General features: G+C 66.5%; 20 protein-coding genes. 17 read left to right on the top strand and 3 right to left on the bottom strand.

The features are described 5' to 3' along the window. The first annotated feature begins 202 nt into the window (after positions 1-202). Together GC150_02830 and GC150_02825 are read left to right on the top strand one after the other, a co-directional pair. Complete coding sequence (locus tag GC150_02830) at positions 203-985, top strand: TerC family protein (protein MBI1383829.1); 783 nt, start codon at positions 203-205, stop codon at positions 983-985. Between the two features lie 64 nt (positions 986-1049). After that, positions 1050-2285 carry a methyltransferase domain-containing protein gene (locus GC150_02825; protein ID MBI1383828.1) on the top strand — a complete coding sequence of 412 codons (1236 nt, stop codon included), beginning with the start codon at positions 1050-1052 and terminating at the stop codon, positions 2283-2285. Between the two features lie 109 nt (positions 2286-2394). Here GC150_02825 and GC150_02820 read toward each other — a convergent pair whose 3' ends face one another. After that, positions 2395-3384 carry an NAD-dependent epimerase/dehydratase family protein gene (locus tag GC150_02820; protein ID MBI1383827.1) on the bottom strand — a complete coding sequence of 330 codons (990 nt, stop codon included), beginning with the start codon at positions 3382-3384 and terminating at the stop codon, positions 2395-2397. On the opposite strand from GC150_02820, the gene GC150_02815 reads away from it, so the two are divergent. The 6 genes from GC150_02815 (at position 3337) to GC150_02790 (ending at position 10321) form a co-directional block, all read left to right on the top strand. Continuing rightward, on the top strand, positions 3337-4803 hold the full coding sequence (locus GC150_02815) for a glycosyltransferase (protein MBI1383826.1): 1467 nt from the start codon (positions 3337-3339) through the stop codon (positions 4801-4803). The two genes, GC150_02820 and GC150_02815, sit on opposite strands and share 48 nt — an antisense overlap. Positions 4804-4889: 86 nt before the next feature. Beyond that, a complete protein-coding gene (locus GC150_02810) occupies positions 4890-6062 on the top strand; it encodes an NAD-dependent epimerase/dehydratase family protein (GenBank protein MBI1383825.1) in 1173 nt (390 codons plus the stop codon). Between the two features lie 77 nt (positions 6063-6139). After that, positions 6140-6886 carry an NTP transferase domain-containing protein gene (locus GC150_02805; GenBank protein ID MBI1383824.1) on the top strand — a complete coding sequence of 249 codons (747 nt, stop codon included), beginning with the start codon at positions 6140-6142 and terminating at the stop codon, positions 6884-6886. After that, entirely contained in the window at positions 6789-8051 is a 1263-nt protein-coding gene (locus tag GC150_02800) for an aminotransferase class I/II-fold pyridoxal phosphate-dependent enzyme (protein ID MBI1383823.1), read from the top strand. The genes GC150_02805 and GC150_02800 overlap by 98 nt, the downstream gene beginning before the upstream one ends. Before the next feature lies 1 nt (position 8052). Next, entirely contained in the window at positions 8053-8853 is an 801-nt protein-coding gene (locus tag GC150_02795) for a polysaccharide deacetylase family protein (protein MBI1383822.1), read from the top strand. Continuing rightward, on the top strand, positions 8795-10321 hold the full coding sequence (locus GC150_02790; protein MBI1383821.1) for a GNAT family N-acetyltransferase: 1527 nt from the start codon (positions 8795-8797) through the stop codon (positions 10319-10321). Before GC150_02795 ends, GC150_02790 begins: the two co-directional genes overlap by 59 nt. Before the next feature lie 189 nt (positions 10322-10510). Here the strand turns inward: GC150_02790 and GC150_02785 are convergent, their stop codons facing one another. Both GC150_02785 and GC150_02780 read right to left on the bottom strand, forming a co-directional pair. After that, entirely contained in the window at positions 10511-11665 is a 1155-nt protein-coding gene (locus tag GC150_02785; protein MBI1383820.1) for a glycosyltransferase, read from the bottom strand. A gap of 5 nt (positions 11666-11670) precedes the next feature. Further along, positions 11671-13911 (bottom strand): right-handed parallel beta-helix repeat-containing protein, encoded by a 2241-nt coding sequence (locus tag GC150_02780; GenBank protein MBI1383819.1) that lies wholly within the window; start codon positions 13909-13911, stop codon positions 11671-11673. A 149-nt stretch (positions 13912-14060) separates the two neighbouring features. Here GC150_02780 and GC150_02775 point away from each other — a divergent pair, with 149 nt between their 5' ends. The 9 genes from GC150_02775 (at position 14061) to GC150_02735 (ending at position 26631) form a co-directional block, all read left to right on the top strand. Then, positions 14061-15410, top strand: coding sequence for a hypothetical protein (locus tag GC150_02775; GenBank protein MBI1383818.1), 1350 nt, complete (start codon positions 14061-14063; stop codon positions 15408-15410). 253 nt (positions 15411-15663) lie between these two features. After that, on the top strand, positions 15664-17790 hold the full coding sequence (locus GC150_02770) for a hypothetical protein (protein MBI1383817.1): 2127 nt from the start codon (positions 15664-15666) through the stop codon (positions 17788-17790). A gap of 182 nt (positions 17791-17972) precedes the next feature. After that, a complete protein-coding gene (locus GC150_02765; protein ID MBI1383816.1) occupies positions 17973-19655 on the top strand; it encodes a hypothetical protein in 1683 nt (560 codons plus the stop codon). Between the two features lie 67 nt (positions 19656-19722). Then, positions 19723-21306, top strand: a complete 1584-nt coding sequence (locus GC150_02760) for a hypothetical protein (protein ID MBI1383815.1) — start codon at positions 19723-19725, stop codon at positions 21304-21306. A 2-nt stretch (positions 21307-21308) separates the two neighbouring features. Further along, positions 21309-21848 carry a hypothetical protein gene (locus GC150_02755; GenBank protein MBI1383814.1) on the top strand — a complete coding sequence of 180 codons (540 nt, stop codon included), beginning with the start codon at positions 21309-21311 and terminating at the stop codon, positions 21846-21848. Between the two features lie 210 nt (positions 21849-22058). Further along, the gene (locus tag GC150_02750) at positions 22059-23318 is read left to right on the top strand and encodes a hypothetical protein (protein ID MBI1383813.1); all 1260 of its coding nucleotides are present in this window, start codon (positions 22059-22061) and stop codon (positions 23316-23318) included. Positions 23319-23374: 56 nt separating this feature from the next. After that, positions 23375-24109: a hypothetical protein gene (locus GC150_02745; GenBank protein ID MBI1383812.1), complete on the top strand. Its 735-nt coding sequence runs from the start codon at positions 23375-23377 to the stop codon at positions 24107-24109. 153 nt (positions 24110-24262) lie between these two features. Next, the gene (locus tag GC150_02740; GenBank protein MBI1383811.1) at positions 24263-25228 is read left to right on the top strand and encodes a ring-cleaving dioxygenase; all 966 of its coding nucleotides are present in this window, start codon (positions 24263-24265) and stop codon (positions 25226-25228) included. A gap of 293 nt (positions 25229-25521) precedes the next feature. Further along, positions 25522-26631 (top strand): OmpA family protein, encoded by a 1110-nt coding sequence (locus GC150_02735; GenBank protein MBI1383810.1) that lies wholly within the window; start codon positions 25522-25524, stop codon positions 26629-26631. Positions 26632-26878 lie beyond the last annotated feature (247 nt).

The following is a 26878-nucleotide window of genomic DNA, read 5'->3' as shown; positions in this document are numbered from 1 at the left end:
GGTCAAAGATCGGGCGCGGCAATGGCACGACAAGGAAATGATCGCCATTCGGCAGGAGGCCAATGGCAAGGCTTCGTTCGACGGATCGAATGAGGTAAGCTGTGGGACAGCGCGGCCCCTTCGTCGGCCGGGTGGTGGCCGGTTCGCGTGAGCACGTTTCCGGCGCCTCGACACAACGACCTGTCGGAGCGGAGGACTGGCGATGGCAGTATTGGTCGAGCTTGGCGCACAGCTGTTGGCGCTCGCGAGCGATCCGGCCGCCTGGGCCGCACTTTTTACCCTCATCGTACTCGAGGTGGTGCTCGGGATCGACAATCTCATCTTCATTGCGATCGTCACCAACCGGCTGCCCGAGAGCCAACGCGCCTGGGGCCGGCGGTTCGGCCTGACGCTCGCCCTCGTGCTGAGACTGGGGCTGCTCTTCACGGTGGCAATCATCGTCAAGCTGACCGCGCCCGTCGTCACGCTCGCGGGACAGAGCTTTTCCTGGCGAGACATCATCCTCATCGCCGGCGGGCTCTTCCTCGTCTGGAAGGCGACGCGGGAGATCCATGAACGGGTCGATCCGCATTCCATGACGAAGACGTCGGTCGCCTCGCTCACCATGACGGCCGCGATCGTGCAGATCGCGCTGCTCGATATCATCTTCTCGATCGACAGCATCATAACGGCGGTCGGCATGACCGAGCATTTTCCGATCATGGTGGTCGCGGTGGTGGTGGCGGTGGTCGTGATGCTGCTCGCCGCGCGGCCACTGTCGGAATTCATCAACGGAAATCCGACGATCGTTATGCTAGCTCTCGGATTTCTGCTGATGATCGGCATGGTGCTCATCGCCGATGGCTTCGGCGTGCACGTACCCAAGGGCTACATTTATACCGCTATGGCATTCTCGGCGATGGTGGAAGCGCTGAACCTTATGGCGCGGAATGCGCGACGGGCCGGGACCACCAGCGCGCGAGGTGAAACGGGGGAGGAGAGGTGAACCTGCTGGCGAGGGGGACCGGCACAATTCGGGAGGGTGGCGGTCGCGCCGCCACCGGAACCAGATGCGCAACGCATTGCAGGTACTGCTCGAGCAGGTCGCGCGGCACGGCGAACTGACCGTCATCACCGCGGACGGAATGGAGCACCGCTTCGGCGACAGTAGCGGACCAGTGGTCAAGGTGCGGATTGCGGACGAAGCGAGCGAAAGGGCACTCGCTGCCGATCCCTCGCTTGCACTCGGAGAGGCCTACATGGACGGCCGGCTCGAGGTGCTCGAGGGCGACGTGTACGAGCTGATCTCGATCCTCATGAGCGGCGCGGAGCCCGGTGTTCTGACGTGGCCGCTCCTGGCGGCGGAAAGGGCAAGGTACGCGCTGCGCCGGGTCCACCAGCACAACCCCGCGACGCGTGCGGAGCGAAACGTCAAACACCACTACGACATCGACCAGTCGATCTACGATCTCTTCCTCGACGGCGAGCAACAATACTCGTGCGCCTACTTTGGCGACGGGGTCGCCGACATCGACGCCGCACAGCGTGCCAAGATGCGCCACATCGCGGCCAAGCTGCGGCTCGAACCCGGACAGAAGGTGCTCGACATCGGGTGCGGCTGGGGCGGCATGTGCCGCTACCTGGCCGAACGCTATCCGGTCGAGACGCTCGGCATCACGCTCAGCGACAACCAGCTCGCCGGCGCGCGCGAGAGGGCGATGCGCGAGGGCTTCGGCGGGCGCGTGCGCTTCGAGAAGTCGGACTATCGCAAGGTGCGCCCGTCGTACGAGCGTATCGTGTCGGTCGGCATGTTCGAACATGTCGGCGTCGGTCACTACAAGGAGTTCTTCGATCAGGTGCGCCGGCTGCTGACCGCCGACGGCGTCGCGCTCCTCCACTCCATCGCGCGGACGGCCGGCCCCGGCTACACGAACCCGTTCATACGCAAATACATTTTTCCGGGAGGCTATTTCCCGGCGCTGTCGGAGATCATGTCGGCGATCGAGGCGAGCGGGCTCATCCTCGGCGATGTCGAAGTGCTCCGGCTGCACTATGCCGAGACCCTGCGGGCCTGGCGCCAGCGTTTCATGGAAAGGCGCGGGGAAGCGGTGGCACGCAGAGGCGAGGTCTTCTGCCGCATGTGGGAGTTCTACCTGGCCGGATCGGAAGCCGCATTCAGACAACAGGATCTCGTGGTCATGCAGATCCAGTTGCTCGGCTCGCCAGGCGCCGCGCCCATAACGCGCGACTACATGTTCGAGGAGGAGCGTCGGCTGGCCAAACTCGACGGGGACATGGCAGCCTAGTGGCAGGGCCCCGGATGACAGTCGCAAACGCAACAGCGGCGCCGATGGTCCGGCGCCGCCCGCGGTCGTCCCGTTTTCGCAGTCGGGTGGTTCGCAGTGCTCGTTCAGGTCAGGCGGCGACGCGATAGTTGCTGCCGCGCTGGGCCGCCACCTGCTTGGCGATCCAGGGGTAGGTCTTCTGGATGCCGGCCAGCAAGCTCTCGGACGGCTTCCAGCCGAGCATTTTTCCGATCAACTCGTTGTGCGAGTTGCGCCCGCGCACGCCGAGCGGGCCAGGGATGTGCTCGATATCGATCCGCTTGCCGGCGACGTCGGCGACCATCATGGCAAGCTGGTTGATCGAGACCATCTCCTCGGAGCCGATATTGACGGGCACTCGGCATTCGGAGCGCGTCAGCCGGATCGTGCCCTCGAGACACTCGTCGATGTAGAGGAACGAGCGGGTCTGCTCGCCGTCGCCCCACATCTGGATCGTTCCGCCCTCCTCGATCTCGGCGATCTTGCGGCAGAACGCGGCCGGGGCCTTTTCCTTGCCACCGGTCCAGGTGCCTTCGGGACCGAAAATGTTGTGATAGCGGGCAACGCGGGTCTGCATGCCGTAGTTGCGGCTGTAGGCGAGGTAGAGGCGCTCGGAGAAGAGCTTTTCCCAGCCGTACTCGCTGTCGGGATTGGCCGGATAGGCGCTGTCCTCACGGGTCACGGGGGCGAGCGGATCGGTCTGGTTGTGCTCGGGGTACATGCAGGCGGAGGAGGAATAGAACACGCGCTTGACGTTGCGGTTCTTGCAAGCCTCGAGCATGTTGAGGTTGATCATCGCCGAGTTGTGCATGATCGCGGCGTCGTGCTCACCGGTGAAGATGTAGCCGGCGCCGCCCATGTCGGCGGCGAGCTGGTAGACCTCGTCGAAACGGCGATCGACGATGCCACGGCAATTGTCCGGCTCGCGCAGGTCGGCGATGACGAAATCATCGGCCTCGGTCTCGGCGAACTCCGGGAACTTCAGGTCCGCACCGCGCACCCAGAAACCCTCGCGCTTCAAACGCTTGACGAGATGGGAGCCGATGAAGCCGCCCGCGCCGCAAACCAGTGCCGTTTTCATGGAGTTGCCTTTCTTTCTGCTTTGACGCGCCGCCGGGCCGTCCCCCGCTCGCGATGCGCCGACCGCTCGGTCGAGTTCGTCGGGTTTCGAGCAATTCCCATGCCATTCCCGCCGGTCTGCTTGCGCTCAGCTTCCGCGTCCCATGGTGACGCAGGGCCGGTTGGCATGATCCTGGCTTCGGTCTCCCCAGACCCTTCGCAATGGGAGCCAGCGATGACGAGCCGATCCTGCAACAGCGATGCCACGACCAGTGTCCTCTTCCTCGCGCAGCTGCCGCCGCCCGTGCATGGTGTCACCGTCGTCTCGAAACGGGTCAGCGACATCCTGAGCGCCCAACCCGACACGACGGTCGAGCATCTCTGGCGCGGCGGAGCGCGCTCGCTCGCCGACATCGGCTCCAAGAGCATTTCGAAGGTTCTGGAACTGACGAGTCTCGCAGGAACACTGGTCGCGCGCGCGCTCATCGGACCGCGCACCGACATCGCCTATCTCACCTTCACGCCGTGGTCGCACGCGGCGCTGCGCGACGGGGCGCTCGCCTGGCTGGCCGGGCTCAGTGCGCGGCGGGTGCTGGTCCATCTCCACACCGAAGGGCTCGCCGGCGTCGTCATCGGCCGGGGTCTTCGTGAGCGCGCCCTGCGCCGCCTGCTCAAGGGCTCGGAACTCATCGCCATAACGGAGGAGACGGCGCGCCTCGCGGAGGGCTCGGGCATCTTCGCGCGGGTGAACCGGTTGCCGAACATGGCCGAGGATCCCGGTGAGGAATGCCTGATGCCACGCGCGGCACGGCCGGACGATTCGCCCCTCCACTGCGCCTATCTCGGGAACTACGACGAGCGAAAGGGTGTGCTCGATTTCATTTCGGTGATCGCGGCCCTGCGTGATCGGGGCATCGCCGTTCGCGCAACGCTTGCCGGCGGCGAGACGGCCGCGCTCAGCCGCCAGGACCTCGCCTTGGAGGTGACGCGGTGCGGTCTCGAGGAGGTCGTCGATCTCGTCGGATTCCTCTCGCAAGAGGAAAAGATGGCGCTGATGTGCGAGGCCGATCTCTTCATTTATCCGACACGGCACGACCATGCACCGCTCGTGCTGCTCGAGGCGATGGCGGGCGGCGCGGTGCCGCTGACGCTCGATGCCGGCGGCATCAGCTCCCTGATGGGGGACGAACTCGCGATCAACGTCCTCAGCCACCGCATGGCCAGGGACCTGGTGCGCGAGGCGATGACCGAGCGGGCCGTGAGCTATGCGATCGACCGCGCGGCGCTGCGCCGGGACAGCCGCCGGGCCCGGGCGCGCTACCTCGAGCGGTTCTCGCCAGCCGCCTTCGAGGCCGGTGTCACCCGCATCATCAATGCACGTCCCGTAACGAGTCGTGAAGCATCCGGGAAGGAAACGGCGGCCGCGACGAGCGAGCTCTGAAGATTTGGCCGGGAACTTGCACAGGTCATTCTCCAAAAGAGAGGCTATTGCAGTCTGGCGCGGCCAACCTACGGAGAAACAAGAACATGACAGTCGTGGAAGGCAAGGTCGGTGTCGTCGAAAAATGGGCGGGTGAAATCTCCGACGAGATGCTTTCGCGTCTCGCCGCGGAGGATCGCCGCCTCGGAACGCGTATCGGAGCGCAAACCGAGCGACGCGTGCTCGTGGTGGGAGGAGCCGGCTATATCGGCGGCCCCGTGACGGCCCGGCTGCTCGCGGCAGGCCATCACGTGCGCTGCCTCGATCTGCTCACCTACGGGCACGCCGGCGCGATCTCGGGCTTCTTGCTGCATCCGCGCTATGAATTCCTCCATGGCGACATGGGCGATGCCGAAACACTCGAGCGGGCCCTCGCGGATGTCACCGACGTCGTCATCCTCGCCGGTCTCGTCGGCGACCCGATCACCAAGGCATTCCCAGCCGAGGCCCACGTGATCAACGACATCGCGATGCGGCGCCTCATCGATGCGCTCGACGGGCGCGGGCTCAACAAGGTCATTTTCGTCTCCACGTGCTCGAACTACGGTCTCATCCAGGGGAACGTGCTGGCCGACGAGAACCACGAGCTGAACCCTCTCTCGCTCTATGCCAAATCGAAGGTCGCGGCCGAGCAGCATCTGCTCGGGCTGGAGGGAAAAGTCGACTATGCGGTGACAGTGCTGCGCTTTGCGACGGCCTTCGGACTTGCGCCACGCATGCGCTTCGATCTCACCGTCAACGAATTCGTGCGGGAACTCGGCCTCGGGCGTGAACTGGTCGTCTTCGATGCGCACACGTGGCGGCCTTACTGCCACGTCCGCGATTTCGCGCGGCTGATCGACCGGGTGCTCGATTTCCCGATCGAGGATGTCGCATTCGAGGTCTTCAACGCCGGGGGCGACGCCAACAACCACACCAAGCAGAGCATCGTCGACCTAGTGCTCGAACGGCTGCCGGCAGGGCGCGTCGCCTACCGCGAGAACTCGAGCGATCCGCGCAACTATCGCGTCAGCTTCGAGAAGGTCCGCCGCGTTCTGCAGTTCACACCGGCCTATTCGGTGGGTGACGGGATCGACGAAGTGCTTGCCGCCATGGCGAGCCACCTTCTCGACGATGTCGATGACCGGCGGAATTTCTACGGCAACCACGCGCTCGCGCGGCTCGACGGCACGGTCGGCGCCGACGGCGGTGGCCGCACCCAGATGAGGGAGGTCGCTTGATGTCCACGTCCCTCGACAGCGGTATGCTTTCCCCCGGGGCGGCCGCAGCGGCAAGCCCCGAACGGGGCCGGCCGGCCATGCAGGGCACTCTGGCGATGGCCGACGTGCCCGTGGTGATCCTGGCGGGTGGCAAGGGCACGCGCCTGCGCCCCTTCACGGCATCCTTTCCAAAACCGCTAGTGCCGCTCGGCGATATGCCGATCCTCGAGGTGGTGCTGCGCCAGCTCGCCGGAAAGGGCTTTCGTCACATCACTCTCTCGCTCGGCCATCTCGCAGAACTGATCCGGGCCTACGTCGGAGCGCGACCCTGGCTGCAGGCGAGCCTCGACATCGCGACGATCGACGAGGACCGGCCGTCCGGCACCGCCGGCTCGCTGAAGCGGGTGCCCGACCTCGACCGCACATTCCTCGCCATGAACGGGGACGTGCTGACCAACCTCGACTACGCGGACCTCGTTCGCGCGCACAAAGCGTCGGGGGCGATCCTGACCATCGCGGTGCACCGCAAGGAGGTGTGCATCGACCTCGGCGTGCTGGTCAGCAATGGGGAGGGAGTGCTGACCGGATACCTCGAAAAGCCCTCCTACACGCACGAGGTCAGCATGGGAGTCTATGTGTACGAGCCGCGCGTGCTCGAGCACATCGAGGACGACAAGTACCTCGATTTTCCCTCTCTCGTGCACAAGCTCCTCGAGGCGGGCGAGCACGTCAATCTCTACCGCAACGATGCCTTCTGGCTCGATATCGGCCGGCCGGCCGACTACGCGGAGGCACAGGACATCTTCGAGCGCGAACCCGAACGCTTCGGCATCACGAGGAGCTGACGAGATGAACGACCAGCCCTGGCTCTACACACTCTGCGAGACGACCCTCGGGGCCGAAGAGGCCGAGGCCGCGCGCGCCACGGTCGAGAGCGCCTGGCTCTCGACGGGTCCGAGGACGCAGGCCTTCGAGAAAGCTTTCGCCGAGAAGCTCGGCGCTCGCCACGCGATCGCGGTCTCGAACGGCACCGCCGCATTGCATGTCGCAACGCTGGCGCTCGGCATCGGCCCGGGCGACGAGGTCATCCAGCCGTCGCTGACCTTCGTTGCGAGCGCCAACATCACGATCGCGGCCGGCGCCGCGCCGATCTTTGCCGATATCGTCTCCCTCGACGAACCGACCATCGATCCGCAGGACGTCATCCGGCGCATCACGCCGCGAACGAAGGCCGTCGTCGCCATGCACTTCGGCGGCTATCCGGCACGGCTCGGCGAACTCCTCGCGATCTGCCGCGAGCGCGGGATCGCGCTCATCGAGGACGCCTGCCACGGTCCGGCCCAGAGGGTGCCTTCGCTCGGCGGGCGCGCGCTCGGCACGTTCGGCGCGGTCGGCACGTTCTCGTTCTTTGCCAACAAGAACATGACGACGGGTGAGGGTGGCATGGTCGTCAGCGACGACGACGAGGTCGCCGCGCGCGTCAGACTGCTGCGCTCGCACGGCATGACGACGCTGTCTTGGGATCGGCACCGCGGCCGGGCGAGCACCTATGACGTGCTCGAGCATGGCTTCAACTACCGCACCAACGAGATCGCCTCGGCCATCGGCATCGAGCAACTGAAGAAGCTCGACGGCGCGAATGCCCGCCGACGCGAGGTCGCCGCCACCTACGCCCGGTGCTTCCGCGAGGCGGCGATCGAGGGCGTGCATTTCGTCTTCGGCGACCGACCGGACGAAGGAGCCGGCCATATCGCCGCGCTCATCGTTCCGCAGGACCGGCGCGACGGCGTCCGGGCGGCGCTCACCACCCGCCGCATCCAGACCAGCCTGCATTATCCGCCCATTCACCTCTTTTCGGGTTTCGCGGGCAAGGCGGCGAGCGATCTCGACTTGACTGAAGAATTTTCTCGGCGCGTCATAAGCTTGCCGATCCATCCGCTGCTGATGGCGCGGGATGCCGAGATCATCGCGAACACCGTGATCGAAATCATCAGAGACTTGGAGGTTTGATTTGAAAAGCGCGATATTCAACCTCGTCAGGGCATCACACACGCTGCTCGCGATGCGCTCGCTGCCGCGCCGGCTCGGCCTGTGCTTTCACGAACTCGAACCGGATCAGTACCCGCAGTTCCGGGCCGCCATCCAGTATCTCAAGGCGCACGGCTACCGCTGTGTGACACCTGCCGAATTGGTCGACGATTGCGACGAGGAGGCCGGCGACCGGCTCCTGCTCGTCACGTTCGACGACAACTATCGGTGCTGGCACCAGGCGCTGCCGCTGCTCGATGAACTCGACGTACAGGCGACCTTCTATGTCAATACGCTCCCATTCCGGGACCTTGCCGACGCAGAAACCATCACGGCCTATTACGACCGCAACGCCTTCCAGCGAGACCGCGTGCCGCTGACCAGGCGCGAGCTCGTCGAAATCCGCGCGAGCGGCCATGTCATCGGCTGCCACACGCATTCGCATTTCGATCTCGGACGATTGCCGCAGATCATGTGGGACTCGGAAATCGCGCAGAACAAGACCATGCTCGAAAACATCATCGGTGAGGAGGTGGTCGACTTCTCCTGGCCCTATGGCATGCGACGCAATTTCAACGAAGACCTGCGCGCCTACTGTGCTTCCATCGGACTGAAGCGCATCGCGGCGTCGACACCCGGACTGCTGCACACGACGGCCATCGATCCGCTCAACATTCCGCGGACCCGGTGGCTGCTCGACAAGCCGCTCGAGCACAACCTCGTCGATGTGCGGGTGGACGGGCGGCTGTTCGAATCCATCACCGGGCGAAGCGCCGTCGGTTGACCGCGTTCCGGGCCCGGCAGGTCCCGCCAGCCGAGCGATCACGAAATCGCGAGCCCTATCGATCGAACGTGCACGGAACTTGCAACGCAAGGACTTCGAGAACGTGGGGACCTTTTTCAGGCAAGTTGCGATGCGTGATACGCTCGACGTCCGGATGCTCGACGATCAGATCGGCACACAGTCGCGCCCTATGGGGACGGGCGGCGCCATCGCGACCCAGCCCGGACAGCATGCTCAGATCACGGTTGCCGGGCGCATCCTGACAATCGCGCTTTACGACTGTCCGGGGGAAATCGAGACGGAATGGCGTGCCTTCGAGAGTAAGGCGCTCGGGAGTGCCTTCCAGTCGTTCGCCTGGTGCATGTCCCTCGTCGTGGCGGCACGTGGCCAGTCCAACGAGCGCCCGCTCATCGTCGTCGGTCGCGACACCAGAGGCGAGATCGCGTTCATCCTGCCAATGGCCCTGCACCGCCGGCTCGGGATAACCTCCCTCAGGTGGCTCGAACAGTGCCGCTCGGCCTACAACATGGGGCTCTTTCGCCACGACATCGTCGGCGGTTTCGACGCGGCCACGGTGAGACAGGTCTTGCGGGCCGTGCGGGCCCGGCATCCGTCGATCGCGGCCGTCAAACTGCTCAGCCAGCCGCGGCACTGGGGTGGGCAGGCAAATCCCTTTTCGGCACTGGCGACGGCGTGCTCGGGCGTCCTCGCATTCGAGGTCGACGCCAGCCTGCCGGCGGAGGGGTTCCTACGCTGCGCGCTCAGCGCGCACCAGCGCAAGCTGCTCAAGGCCAAGCGACGCAAGCTGGCCGAGTGTGGCACGCTCGAGCATCGGGTCGCACGCGATGGTGCCGAACGGCTGACGACGCTCGAGACGTTCCTCGGTCAAAAGGCGATCCAGCTTGCCGAGCGGGGCGAGCGAAACGTATTCGAGAACGCGATACAGCAGCGCTTCCTGCGCAACCTCGCGCAACAGACCTCTCCGGGCGCGGGCGTGCCGGACGGTAGTGGTGAGGTCGAGTTCCATTCGCTCGAGGTCGCCGGGGCCCCGGTCGCAGTCCTGATCGGTCAACGGTTCCAGGATACGTTCTTCGTACACGCCATCTCGATGACTTCGCAGGAACTGGCCCGCCACTCTCCTGGGCTGCTCCTCATGCACGATGTGATCGTCCACCAGATCGAAGCGGGCCCGCGGCGGATCGATCTCGGGCCGGGGCGGGGTCGCCACAAGGAGATGTGGCGGTCGAGCGAGATCGCGCTCTTCGAAACGCATCTCAGCCTGCGTCCGCACGGCCTGCTGCTGACGAGCTACAGCGTCCTCAAGACCTTCGCAAAGAACGCCGTGCGCAAGCGCCGCCGGCTGGCGAACGCCGCGCGCCGGATCCGCAGCTTGATCCGTTCGCGCCGCCCCGGCGGCCATGCCGACGCCTCCGCTCGCGAAGCCACACGGGACAACGGCGCCAACTGACGCGCCATCGAGCCCGCCGCCATCGACGAACTCGTTGGCCGACCGGTACCCCAGCCGACATCAAGATCCGGAACTTGGACCGGCGACGGCGCGAGCGCTCTCGCCAGGCTGGCCATAACAGCGTCAGCGAGCACGCCGGCGATGGCCGGTGCGCTCGCTTCGTCCGATCTGGCTCTGCCGAATGGAAAATCAGGTGCGGGGGGAGGGGCGCGCGGGCAGCAGCCCCGTGCGGCGGGCCCGGCCCTTGCCAGCGCCGTCGAGAGCGCCGGACAGTGCCGTCAGGAAGGCCGCTCGGGAGCGCTCGAGGGAGAACCAGCGGCCGGCGTCGCGATGACGGTCCTGGAAGCCCTGCCAGCGGGAGCGATTGTCGAGCAGGTCCGAAATATCCTTGACCCAGCTGTCGCGGTCGAGGGGGCGCACGATGCCGGCGCCGAAGGGGCCGACGAGTTCGCGGCCGGACGTCGTGTGCGTCGATGCGATCACCGGCGTGCCGCAGAGGATCGCCTCGTTGGCGACCAGGCCCCACGGTTCCTCACGCGAAGGAAAACAGAAGATCTTGGCCGACCCATAGGCCTCGGCGAGTTGGTCCTGACGCAGATAGCCGTCGAACTGCGCGACAACCCCGGCCGCTGCGAGCCGCCGCTCGACCTCGCCCTTCAGCGGACCATCACCCGAAATCCGCACGCGCGGCGGCCGCCCGCGGCGCGCCAGTTCCTCGACGACCTCGGTGAAGAACAGAACGCCCTTGCGATGCTCGTCGATCGAGCCGCAGAAGTGCAGGTCGAACGGCCGCTCCTCGAAGGTCGGCACGCGCGCCGGACCATCCCATGCCGAGACGATCGGGACGATGGTGGAGCGCGAGCGGGGCAGACCATAGAGCTCGAGCAGGCGTGCGCTGTCGCTGCTGGCGCAGATGCCGAAGGTGGCGCGCGGCACGAGCAGGTGGCGCATGCGGCGATGGATCCAGGAATGGGCGCCCGGATCGGTCTCGACGGAACCATCGGTCATGATGGCGATCGGAATGCCGCGGGCAACCGCAAAGAGGCCGGCGAGGACCATGGTCGGTGAGAAGCCGGAGAGGAGAACGGCCTGCGGACGACGGCGGACGATCTCCCCGATAACCGAGGGATTGAAATAGAAATGGCTGGTGTAGCTGCGGTGGAGACGCAGCCCCGGCAGGGTCTTGAGTTCGTAGCTCGCGGCCTGTGGCATCGACCACTGGCGCTGCGGTTCGATGGCGCTGCAGGTGAGCACGGCGAGCGGGCGCTCGAGAGCCGCCCCGACCGCGTTGTAGAGGCGGTTGGTGTAGGGTGCTATGGCGCCGGTGACGACGACGATCGACATCTCTGCTATTCCCCTGGGGTTCTCTCGGTGAGGTCGGACGAACCGCGTGCGATGGCAACGAGCGGAGCCAGCGCGCGGGCCCGATCCATCTCGGTCAAGGTCCGCTCGGACAGCCCCACCGCGGTCAACTCATCCCCGGTCAATTCCGCCTGCGCCAGGACCCGTTGCAACTCGCGGGCCAAAACAACGGGCGCGGCATCCGACCCGAAACCGCGTGGCATCGCGAGACGGCGCGCGGGCGCGAACTGCTGGCGGGCGAGGTCGACGGGCGGGTGCAATTGGAGAGGTTCACTCGCCAACATCAGATTGGCGGCGGCGCGATTGCGCTTGGCAACGCCCGGCTCGTCGTCGAGGAGCGAGGCGAGGGCCGGATAGCGCATGCGCCAGACGGGAGAGTGGTAGGGAACCGCGGACAGCCGGCGGCGCAGATCGCCATCGGGATCCTGGACGGAGCGGGCCGCCCAGTCCTCGCCACGCGAATCGAGATGCAGAGCGGGAGAGGAGGAGACGAAAACGTTGCCCTCGACGCGGTTGTCGCGGCCGCCGCCGATGAACACCGCCTGTGGCACGCCCGCAAAGACATTGCCGGTGACCGTGATGCCGCTCGCCAGATCGTCGAGATAGATTCCCTTGGTCTCGAAGCCGGTCCGAGCGGGCGCGATATCGTGGAGATAATTGGCGCGGATCACGGTGCCCTGGGCCGTCCAGTCGCGGCCCGTGTAGATGGCGCCGGAATCGGATGTGTCGCGCACGACGCGCGTGATCTCGTTGAGAGAGATGAGGTGATCGTTGCCCTGGAAGTAAACCGCCTGATGGTCACCCTCGGCAATGTAGTTGCCAACGAGGCGCTGGCCGACGCCGTCGAGGTAGGCGGCCGGCTTGAAGGTTCGACCGAGGCGCGAAAAGCGCATCACGACACTGTCCACGAGGTAGTGCTGGGAGCCCGTGAGGCCGGCCCGGTCACCGCCGACCAGCCAGACGCCGCCATCGCCGGTGTCGACCACCACGCTCGACCTTATGCCGCAGAGCGTGCCGCCCTCGATGGTCGCGCCGCGCCCCCCCGTCCAGCGGATGAGGCCGTGCACGAAGGCGACGTCGGTCGCTCCCGCCATGCGCAGGGCTTCGGCGCGGCTGTGTTCGAGGACCAGTCCCTCGAGCCTGACGTGGCTCGCACGTTCGACGACGACGAGGCTGTCGGCGAGGGCGGCCTCGATCGGACCGCCTCCACGGCGCGGCAAGACGGCGACAGCCCCATCCGCGAGGCGGACCCATTCGCCGGAGCGGTCGAGGGCCCTCGGCAGATGCTGGAGAAAAAACCGGGCGCCGTCTCCTAGGCCATAGCGAGGCGGCATCGCCGCCGCAAAGCGCAGCCGATCGGGGCCGACCGCCGAGACCACCGCGCCCGAAGCACGCCGCAGCGGCAAGGTCTCGAAACTCCAATCATACCGCAGATAGCCCGCGACATAGGCGTCATGAGCGCCTTCGAGCAGACCATCGGGCGCACCGGACACGGCCATGGTGCGCCCCGTTTCGCCCTCGGGCGGCGGCAGGGCAATGGCATAGCCCTCGTTCGGCCAGCGGGCCGGCTCGAGCGCCCCGCGACGGTCGTAGAGGGCCAGCGGGAGCGGAGCGGCATGTATGGGATGGAAGCGCTCGATGCCAACGCCGGCCAAAGCGGCGAGCGGTTTCGGCAGACGGAAGAACGAGGCGGCGCTGCGGGCGGCCTCTGGCAGGGTGTCGGTGAGCTGGCGGTCCGGGGAGCCGAGCGGCTCGAGGGCGACGGCGCCGGTCAACGTGCTGGCGAGACCCGCGGCGCCGCGAACGATCAGCGGATTCGACCAGGTTCCACCATGGCGGGCATCGATGACGAGCGGGCGATCGAGACGCCAGCGTCCGGGGCCGAGGTCGACGGCGATCGCACGGGTCGGGCCGAAGCGTCGGCGCACCCGAGCAACCACCTCTAGGGCATCGGCAGGGCTCGCGAGGGGACCGATCGAGGGCGCGGCGAGGGCATCGGGCGAAACGTCGTCGGCGTGCATCGTGGCGCCAATGAGGACATGGACGACGGTATCGAGACCCGAGGCGGCGGCGCCGTGCTCGCCGGACGCGATCGGCATGGTCACCGCCGCCGCTCCGAGAAACAGCAATCCCGCGCATAGGGCCGGCCAGCGCCAGGCGATGCCCACTCGTCTCCGCATGGCCCACTCCTTCCCGGGATCCGCCCGTTCAATCCGGGCATGGTCCATGCAAGGCCCGGTCCAAGGCGCAGGTCAGCGACGACAGACAGCGTCGATGGCGTGTCGCGGGCCGATCGGCCAAGCGGCACATTCCTTGCCAGCGGGTCGAGGGGCTCGGGGCGGGGAGCGAGCCCGCGACTGCCCGAGGAGACCTCAAAATGCGTGCGAACCAATACGTCGGGCATCCATTGGCGCCGCCGTCGTTCGATCCGACCGCGCGGCTCATCCGGCGCTGGGAGCGGGTTTCGACCGCCGCCCTCACCGTGCTCGTCTTCCTGATGGCGTCGAGTTCGTTCTACTATCTGTTCGTGACCGGCGACCGCGAGGCGCTGCTCGGCAACAAGACGGCGAGCCAGAACCCGATCTACATGCTGATGTGGGCCGCTCTCTACGGCCTCAGCGGGCTCATGTTCCTTTGGAGCGTGCTGACCCGCGGCATCCGCCCGTGCATCGTCGCGGCGCTGCCGCTGGTCCTGCTGGTGCTGATCTCCGCGGTCTGGTCCGTCAATCCCAAGACGACCCTCTTTTATGGCTTCATGTTCTCCATGAATGCCCTGGTGGCCTACACGCTCTCGCAGATGGTGCACCCCGCGCGCCTCATCCGCCTGCTCGGCCTCACCCTTCTGTTCTGCCTCATGGCGTCCTATCCGATGTGGTACCTGATGCCGGACGTGGCCTCGAACGTGCGCTGGGGCGGGGGTTGGGTCTACGGCATCCAGCTGCGCGGCGTGTTCGCGCACAAGAGCGATGCGGGATATTATTTCGCGATCCTCTTCCTCATCATGCTGGCGGGTCGCTGGTTCGGCATCAGCTGGCGGTTGCGGTTGTTCGGGATGACCGCCGCGCTCCTGACCATGCCGCTGACGAACTCGGCGACGGGCGTCGTCGCGCTCATCGTCATGGCCGGACTGCTGTTGGTGACGGAGCGCATGCCGAGGCTGCAACCGCTCGTCATCGGCAGCGTTGCGGCCATCGCGGCACTCGTTTCCGTCGTCCTGCCGTTCATCGATCTCGGCGGCGTTCCCCAGCTGCTCGGACGCGACGAGGGCCTGACCGGGCGCGGCGACATCTGGGAGGCTGGCAAGCACTTCGTCGCTGTCAGACCGATTTTCGGATACGGTTACTATGGCTTTTTCGATCGTGACACGTTTTCACCGGTCTGGGATCTTTGGGGTCGCTCGCAGTACTTCTTCACCCCGCACTTCCACAACGCGGCCATGGATGTCACGATCTCCCTCGGCATCCTCGGGCTGGCGCTCTACGTCGTGATGCTGTGCTTCGCCTTCATGGTCATGCTCAACGAGACCCTTGCGGCCCCGACGCGTGTGGTGCTCGCGCTCATCCTGCTCGCCTTCGTCATCAGCGCGGCGTTCGATTTCACGTTCATGAAGCACAACAACCTGGCGACATTCCTCCTCTTCTACACGTTCTTTGCCGCGCAGACCCGCTACACGCCCGCCCATCTCTCCGGCTCGAGCGCGCAAAGGCGCGGCGTCGTGCACCGTTGAGATCGCAATTCGCTCGCGCCCGCGTCCGATCGCCAATGGGCGCGACCCGGATCGCTCTCGCGGCTCCAGTGACCCTACACAAGCCCGTCAGGCGCGAGCGGAATTCGCCGCGCGTGCCGGTCGCGCGCATCCAGTCACGCTCCGGGGTCGCGAACGGGGCGCCAAGAGTCTAATATGGGCACGGTCAATTCGCGACGGCGCCCGCCCCCGGCGTCCAGGCCAAAGCCCAGAAACCGAGACGAGAGGACCATCAATGACCGCCCGTCCTAAAGCCCACAGAACCCGAGGACCGCTCGCGGCGCTGACGGCGCTGCTGCTCGCGGCATGCGCCCTGCCCGCCCATGCCGGCGCGATCGGGCATGGCAGCCCGCTCGCCGTCGACGATCTCTATCGCGGCAACAACCTCAACCGTGATCCGGGCGACACCGTGCAAACGCAAACCAGCGTCTCGTCCGGCCGCTTCATCAGACTCTTCGAACTCAACCGGCGATACCAGACGAGCGGCCAGCCGTTCATCATGCAGCCGCACCAGAGCACCGTCGAGCAACTGCGCCAGCTCGGCCGTGTCGATGGACCCATGCACGAGCAGAGCGACCAGGAATCACGCAACAGCAATGTTCCGTCGGGGTACGTCTTCTTCGGCCAGTTCGTCGACCATGACGTGACCTTCGACACGGTCTCGAGCCTCGACCGGCCCATCCGCGACAGCGATACCGAAAACGCGCGCACGCCAGCGCTCGATCTCGACTGCGTCTACGGTGGTGGTCCCGATCGCACGCCGTATCTGTTCGATCTGCCCTACCTCGTCGAGGGCGCCGAGATCGCACAGGGCCGCCGCGACCTGTTGCGCCGGACCACTTTCGCGAACGGCGGAGCAAGCCGGCAGGCGAGCGCCCCCGCCAAACCGGCGGCGCAGACGCCCGCCCAGGCCGCGCCCGCGCGGCAAGCCCAGCCACAGGTCCAGCAACAGCAGGTGCGCCAGCAGACGACCGACTCCAGCGACATCAACAATGCCATCTTCGGTGGCGGTGGTGGTGCCACACAGCCGCAGCAGCCGCAGCAGCCGCCAGCGGCACAGCCGGCTCCGCAGCCGCAGCAGCCCCCCGCGCAGGCGCCCGTGCCGGCCAACCCGCACTTCCCAGCGGGCGCCAAGCTCGATGTGGCCCTCATCGGCGATCCGCGGAACGACGAGAACGTCGTCATCTCGCAGCTGCAGGCAGCATTCATCGCCTACCACAACAAGGTGGTCGACCATCTCCTCGCCAAGGATGGCATCAACCTCGCCCAGTTGCGGCGCAACGCCGACGCGGCGACCGGCGAACAGCGGTTGCAGCTCCTCGCCGATCTCGACCGCATCTCGAAGAACGTCTTCGAGCGGGCCCGCAATCACGTCATCCACTATTACCACCGGATGATCGTCGAGGACTTCCTGCCGCGCATCATCGGCCTCGACCGCGTGCAGGCGATCCGCACCAAGGGACGTAAGCTCTATTACCCGAGGGGATGGATCGACCGGCAGACGGGCGAACGCGTCCAGCCGCAGATCCCGCTCGAGTTCTCGGGCGCGGCCTACCGCTTCGCGCACAGCATGGTTCGCGGGCGCTACAAGCTCAGCACCAACACCCAGGGCGTACCGCTTTTCGGCTTCGCGGAAGGCCCGAACGCCAAGGACATGCGCGGCTTCTCGCCGATCGACTACGACCGCATGATCGATTGGGCCTTCTTCTTCACCATGCCGGGCTCTGACCGGAACCTGGTGCAGTCGTCTCGCCCGATCGACACGCGGCTGCCGACCGCCCTCTTCAAGCTGCACGAGGGCGGCGTGGTGCCACCGGGCGACGTCGTCTCGCTCGCGGCCCGCAACCTCAACCGCGGCCGCACCTACCAGCTCCCGTCGGGCCAGGCGGTCGCGCGGGCCATGGGACTGCCGCGCTCGCTGATCCTGGCACCCGATCGCGCCACGGTCGACAACCTCGGCGTGCGCGAGACACCGCTCTGGTACTACATTCTGCAGGAAGCCAAGCAGCAGGGCGTCAGGCCACTGGAGGCCGCCAAGTTCAGTCTGGCGAATGCCGGCCCGCTCGCCGAGTCCGAGCAGGTCTACGCACAGAACGTGACGACTTCGGCCGCGCAGGCGCAAAAGGTGCAGCAGCTCACGGGATCGGAGGGTGGCGACATCCTCGGCCCGGTCGGCGGCACCATCGTCGGCGAGGTGCTGCTCGGGCTGATCGATCACTACCAGACGACGACCGGTCACGGCCTCGCCTTCACTTCCGAGATCGACGGCCGGATGACGACGACACCGGTGCCGGGCATCGGAAACGTCTATCAGGTCGGCAACATGATCGTCGACGCCGGGGTCGGAAACCCGGTGCGTTGATGCGATGTGCCTGCCGGACGCCCTCGCGGTGCCGGCGTGTGGCAAACCCCGAGAGCGGACGGCAGCATAGCGCAGCCGTCCGCTGACGCGCGGCACGGGCAATTGCGCCCGGCCGAGACCAAATGCAGTGTCGATCGCCCCCGACCGGCCACGAGATTTCAATCAGGGACCCAGAGACGATCATGTCCGCGACCGCCTCCATGCCCGAAACCGCTCCCCTGCCCGGCAACGTCGCAGTGCGCCAGCGCGGCATTTTCGACCTCGTCCGCAATGCGGGCGCGGCTTTCACCCTCGCTGCGGCCATTGCCCTGCCGGTGCTCCATGCCTGCGGTGCCGCGGCGCAGCAGCCGGTCAATAGCCAGGCGCTCAGTACCCTGCCCAAGGGCGAGCCATTCGACCTCGCGTTCTTTCGAACCCTGCAAACGATGCTGCTCGCGATGCCGGAAGGCACCTGCTACGAACGCTCGCGCGTCGGGCCGACGCCGATCGCCTTCGTCGGCATTCCCCCGAACAACGTCTATTTCAACGACGCTTTGAAGAGCCAGATCAACGAGTTCTCCAAGAGCTCGATCAAGACGTACCTGCCGTTGGCGCTCAGCATCAACGACAGCGCGACGTTCGCCACCATCGCGGCGCTCTCGACCGTCAACACCGAGGACCAGCTCAAGCTACGCGAGGCACTGGCCAACATCCGTAACGCGCCGCTCGTGGTCGTGCTGAACGCCAAGCGGCCGGATCGCGATCTGGCGCAGATCCGCATCGAAGTTTTCTCGCGCTCGGCCAGCGGCGCGCAGGATTGCCCCAACTCGGAGGAATTCTTCGTCCGGCTCGACAACTTCAACGTCATCCCGCGCACCCAGGTCGATGCCCGCTTCCTCGGCGGGGAATACGTCGACGGGGCGTTCGCGTTCCGCCATGCGCTGCGCAAGTCGACACCCGCGATCAAGGACTTCGAGCAGCTCGAGGTCGACCTCGACCTCAGGATGGCGGGGGCCTGCCGGTTCGCGCAGACCGCCGCCGATGCCTTCCGCAGCGAATACTTCGCCGTCGGCGGGGAACAAGGTGGCGCCGTCCAATTGCAGGGCACGCGCTGGCCGAGCCTCAGACTCGGAGACGACGATCCGCTCGTGCGCGACGGCGAAACGGCCGGAGGCGCCGCGCGCACCGGCACGGAAGGCGCCGCTGCGCCCAAGGGCGGACAGATGCGGCTCAGGCTCTCGCTGTTCGAGGGCTACAACGACGTGGTCGACGTCAACCTCGACGTCACGGAGCGGCGCCTCCAGCGCTATGCCACGTTCTTTCGCATGATCGCGACGCCAGCCGACCTCGAGGGCTGCCGTGCGCTCTCGAACGATCCGCTCGAGCGCCTCATCCAGGAGGCGCGCAGCGAGCCGGCTGGACCACGTCTGTCGATGGCCAAGCCCCGCCTCAAAGTGAACACCGACCCGCTCGAGATCGAGATCGCGATGCGCTCGGACCGCCACATCTACTGCTGGGTGCTCGACAAGAACCTCGAGGCCTACGTCGTGTATCCATGGCGCACCGAGCAGCTCGAAAAACCGCTCGAGCGCGACAGGAGCATCACCTATCCGAGCGGCTTCACCTATGAGCCGGCAGGTGAAAGCCTCGGCGGCCGCCCGATCATCTACCCCCAGGCAACGCGTGAACTCTTCGGCTGCTTTTCGAGCAGCGAGCGGTTGCCGGAGGCGGTCGAGAACCGGTGGATCGACCTGCACCCGCGCAACACCGGGGGCAAGGGTGAGCACAAGGCGCTCAGCACACTCGAAGTGAAATCGGTGCTGCGCCAGCTGCGGCAATTGCCGGGTGTATCGGAAAGCTACGTGTGGATCGATGTGGTAGAATAGTGGGATCGTCTGGCGAGCCTTGCGATCGTTCCGACGATGTCGGACGATGGGCGCGCGGGAGACCCATATGCAGGAAAACCAATACTACTGGTCGGCACGCGCGCGCTCAGAATTCGCCGCACTGTTCGACGACGCCAACTACTCCGAGGTGTTCCGCCGCGCGGTCGCGGACGCGCTCGTGCGCGGATGGGGTGGCAATCGGGACAAGCCGTTCTGGGCGCTGGCCGTGCTGGCGGCGGCGCTCGGGGCGGCGCAACGCGCGCGCGGTGGCGGCGGCGATGGCATGGACATCGTCTGGCTGGCGCCACGCGAGGTGATCGGCGAGATCGCCGAGGCCGAGCCCGAGGACATCGCCGGGCTCGAGATCAGAACCGAACTCGATGGCGATGCCCTCGTCATGCACACGCCCGATGGGGTGATCCGGCTGACCCCACACCGGGTGCGGGTGCTCAAGAAGCTCGGCGAGTTCCTGCTCGCGGCGGACGAGTTCGCCCATGCCCAGGACGTGATGGCGGTGTTCGGCCGGCTCGCCGGCGAGGACGAGGCCACCTTCGCGGGCACCAAGGACGCGGCGCGCGCCCTCTCGCGCATCGCCTATCGCTATCGCACGGATCACTTCCTCGACGGGCACGCCGGTTCGGCGTTCTCGATCGTGCGCACGTGGCTCGCCGCACGCGGCTACGAGGTCGACGACGAGACGGTGCTCGAATTCTGGCGCGATCCCGAGAACGCTCGCTACAAGACCTACGAGGCGAGCTTTGCCGCATTCCAGTCGTTCATCGAATCGATCGCCCTCGCGCAATCGGTGCAGGGCGAGGCCAGCGGCATCGCGGTCGACGACCCGAGCGTCGCTGGCGCTCTCGTCTCGGGGCTGACCGGCACCGAGGAACTCGATGTCGATGCCGCGCTCGCGATGGAGGAGCACTTCGGCAGCGCCTCGGCGGCGGACGACCTCGAGGCGGACGAGGACGAGATGGCGGGTAGCGCGGCCGGACAGGCCGCGGATGCGCCCGAACGGCTCGGCGACAGCGACCTCAGATTGCTCGGTCAACGTGACATCACGCTGCTCACCACGCTGACCGAGATCGGCCGTTTCGGTCTCGGCCATCCGCTCGCCAGTCTCCGGCTCATCGCCTTCCACCCGGTTCAGTCTGGTATTTCCAATGGTCTGAGGACGGGAAGGTGGAAGATACCGCTCGAACGTCGCGTAACGTGTGAGGAGGCGCGCCCCTACGAAGCCGTGCTCGAGGAGCTCGGCGAGGTCGGGGAGCGGACGAAGGGGTGGCTCGAGGTGGCTCTCGCGCTTCAACTCGAAGGCGAGGCGCTCGAAGGAGATGCCGAAGCCGCCCGACAGTCCGGTCTAGCGGTTCTGGCACGCTCGCGATCGAAGTCGCTGCAGAAGGATCCCGCGGCACTGCGTCGCGCCTTCAAGGCAGTGGAGCCGGCCCTGATCAGGGCGCGGAGCCTCGCCAGCGAGTTCGCCGCAAGTGTCCAGCGGCGCTATCCCGAGAGCCGGGCCGCCGATCTCGCACGCCAGTTCAAGGACGACATCGACGCCTTCTCCGTGGAGTTCAGGCGCCGCTACATCGAGCAACCGGGAGACGACGGCTCCCCGGCGGACAGCACCGCCGCCAACGACGAAGAGGACTGAACATGGCGAGGATCGTTGAGGAGAGCCGGGTCGACTGGACCGCCGCTGGCGAGCTGTTCGCGGACCGGACCGCGCGTGACGCGCTGGTCGCCGAAAGTCTCGCGCCGCGCGTGGCGCAAGGTGGTCTCAGTCTCGCCGACCTCAAGGCTTCGGCGCTGGCCGGCGGGCGGATGCCCGGCGCGAGTGGTGTCGTGCCGTTCGCCGCACTCAAGCTCTTTCGATCGCTGCTTTCGCGTCGTGCGCTCGGCTATTCCGCAATGGCGCGGGCGGCCAGCACCAGTGGTGAGATCAACCGCCAGGTCGGCGATTTCAATCTCGACGTGGTCGCGGACAGCGACGCGATCTTCCTCGTCATCGCGCCGGTCGCCGACAAGGTGCCGACCAGCATCACGCTGCTCGGCGAGGACGGTCGGATCGCAACCATCGAATTGCCGGAGCCGATAGGGGAAAGCATCCAGATCGGTCTCGTCGACGACGGCGGAGCGCTCGGCATGGCCCGCCAGCTCATCAACGATCCCTTGACGTCCATCTTCATTCAGTGACCAACTCGCTGGACACGGAGCCCGGCGCCAATGCCGGGCTCGGGGGCGCAACCTTGCGCCCGTCGATCCTCGACCAAGCGAGGCGCAATTCTTGCTTCGGATCGCAATCGACGGCACATCATCAAGCGCAGCGTTGAAACCTGCCGTCACGGCAGGGGGTGGCGTGCGCCTCTCAGGGCCAGGCGCCTCGTGGACGGGTGATTTGCCGAGATGACCGTTGGGAGCGACCGTGCGACCAGGAAGCGCGTCGGCGTGCTCTTGCCGACGACGGGTGGCATCGCTCGGGTGGTGGCGCTCAAAGCGCGGCCGCGGTTGCCGGCGAGCTATCTGGCGCTCAAGGGCGACTTCCGGCCGCTCAAGATTTCCGCCGACTACCATCGCTTCGTGAGCGGACCGCTGGCGGCGGTGCTCGGGGACGAGGCAGCGGGTGGCCCGTTCGAGCTTTCGCTCACCGGTGACATCGATACCGGTCGCAGCTGGGAGCTTCCGGCGCTGATCACCCATCTGCTGGCGGCACGTGGCTTGCTGGTCGAATGCCCCGATGAAAATGACACGGCGGGCGACGACGGGTCGGGCCAGCCAGCCACCGTGATCTGGGCGACGGGCAAGGTCGATCCCGATCTCGGGCCGCAGGCGGACGACTATGCCATCCGCCAGAAGTGCCGGCTCTCTCGCCCCTTGCTCGCGGCCCTCGGCAAGCGCGGCCATCCGATCGTCATCGTCGTACCGGCCGGGCTCGGCGCCGCGGACATGCGTGAACTCGATGCGCTCGGCGAGACCGTCCAGGCGCGCGTCCATACGGCGGCCAGCCTGCCGGAGGTGTGTGCGGCGCTCGGCATCGAACTGGCGGCGGGGGAGGCCGATGTGGCGACCGCGTCGCAGGCGGTTGCCACGGCCGAGCCGAGTGGCACCGATATCGCGCCTGTCCGGCCCGGGAAATGGCGTCGCCACATGCTGGCCGGCGGCCTCCTCGGGCTATTCGGACTCGGCGCGATCGCGATCCTCGCATCATATTGGTCTGATCCTTCCAATGAGAATGGAGAACGGAACGGCGGTACGGGAGGGGTCAATTCGATGCCGCAAGTCCAGATCAGCAGACTTCACGCGGAAAGCCGCAATGCCTGCATATCGCGCATCATGACGTCGACCCCGTTGGACTCGGCTCCGATCGCAGCGCACGAGGGCCGCTTTGCGGTTCCCGCCAGCGAGGGACTGTGTGGCCTCAGAGTGCGGAACGGCGCGAGCGAACAACTCTCGATCGGGTTGTCCGGTGAGCTGCAGCAGTTCTCGATCCAGGGCGACAACGCGCTTTTTCGCGGAGCCGACATCGCTGCCAACGACAGCGTCGACCTCGTCTTTTCACGCCCTCCCGCCGACATCGCGGCAACCCTCACGGTGCGCGATGGAAACGGCAAACAGTGGCAGGTCGCGATCGAACTCTCCCCATTGAAAACCGAAGGCGGCCAGTAAGCGCGGCCCAGCCGCCGCAGTCAGGCGCCCACCGACACCAGAAGGACAACGAAACGATGGCTCCCGCAGTTTCCAACACGAAGGCGACGCCAGCCCGTCGGCGGCTCAACCTGGCAACGAGCTTGGCGGCCATCGTCCTGGCGCTCACCCCGGTGCTCGGCACCGGCCCGGTTCTCGCCCAGGGCGGGATCAACGACCTCATTTCGGGTGGTGGCACCGCGGGCGGCGGCGAAACGGCGACCGGTGGCGCGCAGCAGCCGGGCGGCGCGGTCGCGACCCCCGGCACGGGCGCCGCTGCCACCGACGGGTCCGCCGTCACACCCCCGACGGGGGACGGCACGCAAGGCGGCACGACGCTGCGCGCCGAGGCCTGGATCGTCAGCAAGAACCCGATGGACCACCTCAAGGTGATCGCGGCCGCGCCACTCGACGGGGAAACGTGCCAGAACGTGATCTTCGATGCCCGCCCCTATCTGCCGACGCGTTTCGAACCACGGGCGGGCGGACAGCTGAACTTTTCGATGAACAACCTCTGCCTCGTCGGCTTTCGAAACGATTCCGACAAGCGCCGGCTGGTGATCCGGCTCGGCGAGAATTTCTCGACGCTCGCGATCACGGCCGATCCGCAGCTCTTCACAGGCCTCGAGATCGCACCGGGACAGCAGGTTCTCGTGGCCCTGCGCCCGCTGCCGGTGAGCAGCCTCGACATCGGCCTCGAGGCCGTCTGGGAAGACGAACTCGACAGCCTCTCACCCAAGGTCGAGCGCGCGACGATCACCGTGACGCGCTGAGCCACCGCCGACAAGCCTTGCGGGCAAGGCGCGTGACTGCGACACTCCGGAACTCCAGGAGAAGCGCGCCCTCCGCCGCATCCACCGTGTCGGACGGTTCGCGGGTGTCAGCCTGCGGACATTTGAAGAGGAGGGCGAGAAGGAGGGCGCGACATGAGCCATCCGGTCAGCGGTCTGCACCACGTCACCGCGATCGCCAGCGACGCGCAAGCCAACGTCGATTTCCATTGCGGCGTGCTCGGCCAGCGGCTGGTCAAACCGACGGTCAACTTCGACGACCCGGGAACCTATCACCTCTATTACGGCGATACGGTCGGAACGCCGGGCTCGCTCACGACTTTTTTTCCCTACCCTGGCGCCCGCCGAGGACGGATCGGCCGCAGCCAAGCCGTGGCGACGCATCTCGGCGTGCCGGTCGGAAGCCTCGAATTCTGGTGGGAGCGCCTCGCGCGCTCGGGCGTCGCAAGCCCCACCCGATCCGAATTCCTCGGGCACCCGCGCCTCGAGTTCGCCGACCCGGACGGGCTCGCCATGATCCTCGAGGAAACCGACGACCGCCTCGCGAACGGCGATCCCTGGACCGGCGGCGACGTCGGGCTAAAGCATGCGATCCTCGGCCTCGGTGGCGTTACGCTGGCGCCCCGGACAGAGGGAGGTGTCGAAGGCATCCTCATGGAATTGCTCGGCTTTCATCCGGTCGGCGAGGAGCGCATCGACGGGCGTCTGGTACGCCGCTTTCATGCAACCGGCGCCTTGCCGGCGGGCGCCCTTACCGGTTCGGTCGATGTCGTGACCGGTGCGATCGATGCCGGGACCGCGGGAGCGGGCACGGTCCATCATGTGGCATTCGGCGTTGCGGGGCTCGGCGAGCAGGAGGCCGTTCGCAGGGCGATCGTCGACAGCGGTCTCGAAGTAACGCCCGCGATCGACCGCAACTACTTCACGTCGATTTATTTCCGCACACCAGGCGGCATCCTCTTCGAGGTCGCCACGTCGACACCGGGGTTCCTCGTGGACGAAACACGCGAGTGCCTCGGGACAGACCTCAAATTGCCGCACCAGCACGAGCCGATGCGGGCTGAGATCGAGGCCAGGCTCGCCCGACTGTCGGTGCGGTGATCGAGAGGGTCGGCCAGAGCCACGCCATGCGGGACCACCCTACGGCCACGACCGGGCGACGGAACAGTTGCAACGCCCACCAGAATAACGAAAAAATGAAAGTCCACGTGACTTTCGATCGCCGAGCGGCAAAGCTCGATATGGCGCGATGGGTCTCGAATGGTCGGCACCGCTTCCGCGCGGAGCCGCGAACCGTCTCGCTGTTCCAATTGAAGCGGGATCACTCGGTCGGTGCCAATGCTCCGGTTACGGACTAGGATGATCGTCGAGAAACGACCTTTTTGGAGGTGAGCATGACTATCGCATCGGCACATCGCCACGCTCGCTGCGTCGCCATGGCGGGAGCGGCCATGCTGATGGCCCTCGCCGCAACGCACGTGACGAGCCCCGCACTGGCGGCAGAATCCACGATCGATCGAATCAATCGATTCATCCTCGATCTCGCGCCCCCGGCGAGCGAGCGCTACAACGATCCCGAGTACCGCAAGGGCGTCCGACGCGTCGTCCTGCCGGATGGACGGGTGATCCACATCGACACCAACGCCGAGGTGCAGCTCTCGGTGAATTTCGCGTTCAACAGCTTTCAATTGACGGAAGAGTCGCGGTCGATGCTGAGTGACCTCGGCGCGGCGCTCAACTCCTCCACGCTCATCGCGAACGACTACTTCATCGGTGGCCACACCGACGCGAAGGGCTCCAACGCCTACAACCTCGGTCTCTCCAGACAGCGGGCCGCGGGCGTACAGTCGTATCTCGTCGGGCCAGCGAGTGTCTCGCAGCAGCGGCTGGTCGCGGTCGGGTTCGGCGAGGAGTACCTCGCGCAGCCCTCGCTGCCCAACGCTGCGGTCAATCGCCGCGTCAATGTCTCGCTGATCGTGGCCAACTTCACCTACGAGGCGCCCACGATGGTGGTGCCCGATGGCGGACTGGTGGCCCCGGTCGCGGGCGGCTACAGCCAAGGTTCGACGAGCGAGGAAGCATTGCCAGGCAGCAATGCCGCCAGCACACCCAGCGCACCGCCGCCGGCGAGCGGGGGAAATGCCGAGGAGACCGGCGTCAGCGTACCGAGCACGGCCGCCAACGAGGGCAGCGCGGGAACAACGGCGCCGCAACAGAGCGAGACCGTGACGGCGCCACCGGCCGCGTCCCAGCCGCAGCAGCAGCCGCAACAGAGCGAGACCGTTGCAACCCCACCGGCCTCCTCGCAACCACAGCAGCCGCAGCAGACCGAGACCGTCGCAGCGCCGCCGGCAACCACGCAGCAGCCGCAACCGCAGCAGAGCGAGACCGCCGCAACGCCGCCGGCCTCCTCGACGCCGCAGCAGCCCGCCGCCAGCGCGCCCGCCGTCGGCTCACCCACGGGCAATGCGGACAACACCACCAACTCGCTCATCAACAATTGACCAGAAAGCGGCAGGCGTGTCTTTCAAGACACTGATACGTAACCCAAAAACGTCTGCCGTTTCCATTGGTCGCAAGCCTAGACCCCAAGCCTAGACCCCAAACCCGCAGCAACACCAGGAGTACCCCCGATGCTGAAGAAACTGACTGCAGCGCTGTTCGTGGCGGCGGCGAGCCTTTCGGCGGCCGGCGCAGCGGACGCCCAGACGATCAAGGTCCTCGTCCTGCAGGAGGACTGGGACAACACCT

This window comes from Hyphomicrobiales bacterium (genome assembly GCA_016125495.1).
In the GTDB taxonomy this organism is placed as follows: Bacteria; Pseudomonadota; Alphaproteobacteria; order Rhizobiales; family RI-29; genus RI-29.
The sequence above is the reverse complement of the archived record's forward strand: the minus strand, read 5'-3'. Positions and strand labels throughout refer to the sequence as shown.

Coding starts and splice junctions, on each gene's coding strand:
- GC150_02830 (MBI1383829.1), top strand. CDS start 203: ATGGCAGTATTGGTCGAGCTTGGCGCACAGCTGTTGGCGCTCGCGAGC.
- GC150_02825 (MBI1383828.1), top strand. CDS start 1,050: ATGCGCAACGCATTGCAGGTACTGCTCGAGCAGGTCGCGCGGCACGGC.
- GC150_02815 (MBI1383826.1), top strand. CDS start 3,337: ATGGGAGCCGATGAAGCCGCCCGCGCCGCAAACCAGTGCCGTTTTCAT.
- GC150_02820 (MBI1383827.1), bottom strand. CDS start 3,384: ATGAAAACGGCACTGGTTTGCGGCGCGGGCGGCTTCATCGGCTCCCAT.
- GC150_02810 (MBI1383825.1), top strand. CDS start 4,890: ATGACAGTCGTGGAAGGCAAGGTCGGTGTCGTCGAAAAATGGGCGGGT.
- GC150_02805 (MBI1383824.1), top strand. CDS start 6,140: ATGCAGGGCACTCTGGCGATGGCCGACGTGCCCGTGGTGATCCTGGCG.
- GC150_02800 (MBI1383823.1), top strand. CDS start 6,789: ATGCCTTCTGGCTCGATATCGGCCGGCCGGCCGACTACGCGGAGGCAC.
- GC150_02790 (MBI1383821.1), top strand. CDS start 8,795: ATGTGCGGGTGGACGGGCGGCTGTTCGAATCCATCACCGGGCGAAGCG.
- GC150_02785 (MBI1383820.1), bottom strand. CDS start 11,665: ATGTCGATCGTCGTCGTCACCGGCGCCATAGCACCCTACACCAACCGC.
- GC150_02780 (MBI1383819.1), bottom strand. CDS start 13,911: ATGGACCATGCCCGGATTGAACGGGCGGATCCCGGGAAGGAGTGGGCC.
- GC150_02775 (MBI1383818.1), top strand. CDS start 14,061: ATGCGTGCGAACCAATACGTCGGGCATCCATTGGCGCCGCCGTCGTTC.
- GC150_02770 (MBI1383817.1), top strand. CDS start 15,664: ATGACCGCCCGTCCTAAAGCCCACAGAACCCGAGGACCGCTCGCGGCG.
- GC150_02765 (MBI1383816.1), top strand. CDS start 17,973: ATGTCCGCGACCGCCTCCATGCCCGAAACCGCTCCCCTGCCCGGCAAC.
- GC150_02760 (MBI1383815.1), top strand. CDS start 19,723: ATGCAGGAAAACCAATACTACTGGTCGGCACGCGCGCGCTCAGAATTC.
- GC150_02755 (MBI1383814.1), top strand. CDS start 21,309: ATGGCGAGGATCGTTGAGGAGAGCCGGGTCGACTGGACCGCCGCTGGC.
- GC150_02750 (MBI1383813.1), top strand. CDS start 22,059: ATGACCGTTGGGAGCGACCGTGCGACCAGGAAGCGCGTCGGCGTGCTC.
- GC150_02745 (MBI1383812.1), top strand. CDS start 23,375: ATGGCTCCCGCAGTTTCCAACACGAAGGCGACGCCAGCCCGTCGGCGG.
- GC150_02740 (MBI1383811.1), top strand. CDS start 24,263: ATGAGCCATCCGGTCAGCGGTCTGCACCACGTCACCGCGATCGCCAGC.
- GC150_02735 (MBI1383810.1), top strand. CDS start 25,522: ATGACTATCGCATCGGCACATCGCCACGCTCGCTGCGTCGCCATGGCG.